Source organism: Cellulophaga sp., from assembly GCF_039943695.1.
Taxonomy (GTDB): Bacteria; Bacteroidota; Bacteroidia; order Flavobacteriales; family Flavobacteriaceae; genus Cellulophaga.
In genome coordinates, this window is sequence record NZ_JBDVAA010000145.1 from 1 (window position 1) to 3,024 (window position 3,024).

Here is a 3,024-nt window from a genome sequence, read left to right on the forward strand (position 1 = left end):
GGAAGCACGCAGGAAAAAAACCTAAGTTTAATAAATAAAAAAAACTCATTGCTATTAAAAAGCAATGAGTTTTTTGTTTAAGCCAACTTGTATATTACAAACCTGCTACTTCTTTTATTTCTCCAATTACACGATCTGCAAGTAAATCAGCTTCAGTCTGGCTCTTTGCTTCTGTGTATATTCTAATAATTGGCTCTGTGTTAGATTTACGTAAGTGTACCCAATTTTCTGCAAAATCTATTTTAACACCGTCAATAGTAGATATTTCTTCATCTTTATATTTATCTGCCATAGCAACTAGTATACCATCTACATCTAAACCAGGTGTTAATTGTATTTTCTTTTTGCTCATAAAATAACTTGGGTAACTAGCTCTTAATTCTGCTACTGTACCTCCTTTTTCGGCCATTAACATTAAAAATAAAGCGGAACCTACTAAAGAGTCTCTACCATAATGACTTTCTGGGTAAATTATACCTCCATTACCTTCACCTCCAATAACTGCGTTATTAGCTTTCATTTTAGTAACTACGTTTACTTCACCAACTGCAGCAGCTTCATACGTACCACCGTGTTTTTCTGTAATATCTCTAAGTGCTCTAGAAGAAGATAAATTAGACACCGTATTTCCTTTAGTTTTACTTAGTACATAATCTGCACAAGCTACTAAAGTATACTCTTCTCCAAACATTTCACCATCATTACTAATAAATGCCAAACGGTCTACATCTGGATCTACAACAATACCAAAATCTGCTTTTTCCTTAACTACCAAATCACAAATATCTGCTAAATGCTCTTTTAATGGTTCTGGGTTATGAGGAAAATGACCTGTAGGATCACAATATAATTTTACAACTTCTACTCCTAATTCTTCTAACAATTTAGGAATTGCAATACCACCTGTAGAGTTTACACCATCTACAACTACTTTAAATTTAGCTGCTTTAATTACTTCTTTATCTACTAATGATAGGTTTAATACTTCATCAATATGAATATCTATATAAGAATCATTTCTTAAAATAGAGCCTAAATCATCTACATCTGCAAACGTAAAATCTTCTTTTTCTGCTATGGCTAATATTTTTGCTCCTTGTGCTGCATCTAAAAACTCTCCTTTTTCATTTAAAAGCTTTAAAGCGTTCCATTGTTTTGGATTGTGACTAGCTGTTAAAATAATACCACCATCTGCCTCTTCTAAAGGAACAGCAATTTCTACTGTTGGTGTTGTAGATAAGTCTAAATCTATTACATCTATTCCTAAACCTACTAATGTAGATACTACTAAATTCTGAATCATTTCTCCAGACAATCTAGCATCACGACCAATAACTACCTTTAATTTTTCTTTTTTAGCATACTCCTTTAACCAAATACCATAAGCTGCGGCAAATTTTACTGCGTCTAATGGTGTTAAGTTATCTGAAGGTTTACCTCCTATTGTTCCTCGTATTCCCGAAATAGATTTGATTAGTGTCATATTTATTATAAAAGTTTTTACAAATATACATGTACAAAAGCAATTCTTAGGTTTTGAATTTGTAAATTCGATTTTAACAATGCTAATATCGATTTATGAATTTTTTGGCACATATTTACCTTTCTTTTGAAAACGATGAAATTACTATAGGAAATTTTATAGCTGATAGTATTAGAGGCAATAAGTTTAAACACTTGCCAAAAAACATACAAAAAGGAATTACACTGCATAGGCACATAGATACTTTTACAGATGCGCACAAGACAGTACGTAAAAGCACAAAAAAGCTACACGAGAATTACGGACATTACAGTGGTGTAATTGTAGATATTTTTTACGATCACTTTTTAGCTAAAAACTGGAGTACCTACTCTAACACACCTTTAGCTGAGTTTGTAGATAATTTTTATGACCTTTTAGAAGATAATTATTTGATATTACCAGAAAACACTAAGCGCATGATGCCTTATATGATTGCTGATAACTGGATACTTAGTTATGCTAGTTTAACAGGTATTTCTAAGGTTTTAGACGGAATGAATAGACGTACTAAAAACAAATCTAAAATGAATTTTGCCATTATAGATTTAAAAGAGCATTATGAGGAGTTTGAGAAAGAGTTTACATCTTTTTTTGAAGAATTAACAACCTTTGCTAAACGAAAATATACGTCTTTACTTGAAGAAGAGTAGAAACTACTTCTTCTTATTACGTTTATTATAGTTTTTATCCCCTCTAGTTTTTGGCTTTTTATATTTTCTTGCTATTTCAAACTTATAAGAACCACCTTTGTTAACCTTTTGGTTTTTCTCTTTTTTCTCATGAAAACTAGCACCTCTTTCTTCCGCATTAAGATTAATAGGATTATGGTGCTCTAAAATTTTTGGTCGTTCTTCTGGTATTAACTCTTTAGATATCTCAACTGTTTCAGGAATATCTATGGCCGGAATATTATAATCCATTAATTCCTCAATAGCATCCTTATATTGCTCTTCCTTTTCTGTGTAAAATAAAATAGAATTTCCTTGTTCTTCAGCTCTACCTGTTCTACCAATACGGTGCATGTAGTTTTCAGGAAAAGTAGGTGTATCAAAATTAATTACGTGAGATATTTTATCTAAATCTAAACCACGAGCCATTACGTCTGTAGTTACAAGAATCCTATTAACACCCTCATCAAATTGGTTTATAGATCGTATTCTATAATTCTGTGTTTTATTAGAGTGTATTACACACAACTCATCAGAAAATATTTCATCTAAAGATTTAAATAAACGGTCTGCAAAACGTTTGTTTGCAACAAAGACTAATACTTTTTTATACGTTTCTTTATCCTTTAACAAGTCTACCAATAAATTAGCTTTTGTATAAAAGTTAGGAACTGCATAGCTAGTTTGTGATATATTATCTAACGGAGTACCACTAACAGCAATAGAAACCTTTTCTGGATTTATAAAAAAGTCATTTATTAACACCTCTACATCATCTGTCATTGTAGCAGAAAACATAATGTTTTGTCTACGACTAGGCATCAACTCAAA

The 3,024-nt window shown here is 31.3% G+C and carries 3 protein-coding genes; 1 reads left to right on the plus strand and 2 read right to left on the minus strand.

The genetic code is table 11. The features are described from left to right. Positions 1 to 94 precede the first annotated feature (94 nt). Positions 95 to 1,483, minus strand: coding sequence for a phosphoglucosamine mutase (gene glmM / locus ABJD66_RS09540; protein WP_348130841.1), 1,389 nt, complete (start codon positions 1,481 to 1,483; stop codon positions 95 to 97). Positions 1,484 to 1,578: 95 nt separating this feature from the next. Here glmM and ABJD66_RS09545 point away from each other — a divergent pair, with 95 nt between their 5' ends. Then, positions 1,579 to 2,175, plus strand: coding sequence for an acyl carrier protein phosphodiesterase (locus tag ABJD66_RS09545; protein ID WP_303542798.1), 597 nt, complete (start codon positions 1,579 to 1,581; stop codon positions 2,173 to 2,175). 3 nt (positions 2,176 to 2,178) lie between these two features. Here the strand turns inward: ABJD66_RS09545 and ABJD66_RS09550 are convergent. Next, positions 2,179 to 3,024: DEAD/DEAH box helicase (locus tag ABJD66_RS09550; protein WP_348130845.1), on the minus strand; the 846-nt coding region annotated here is incomplete at its 5' end.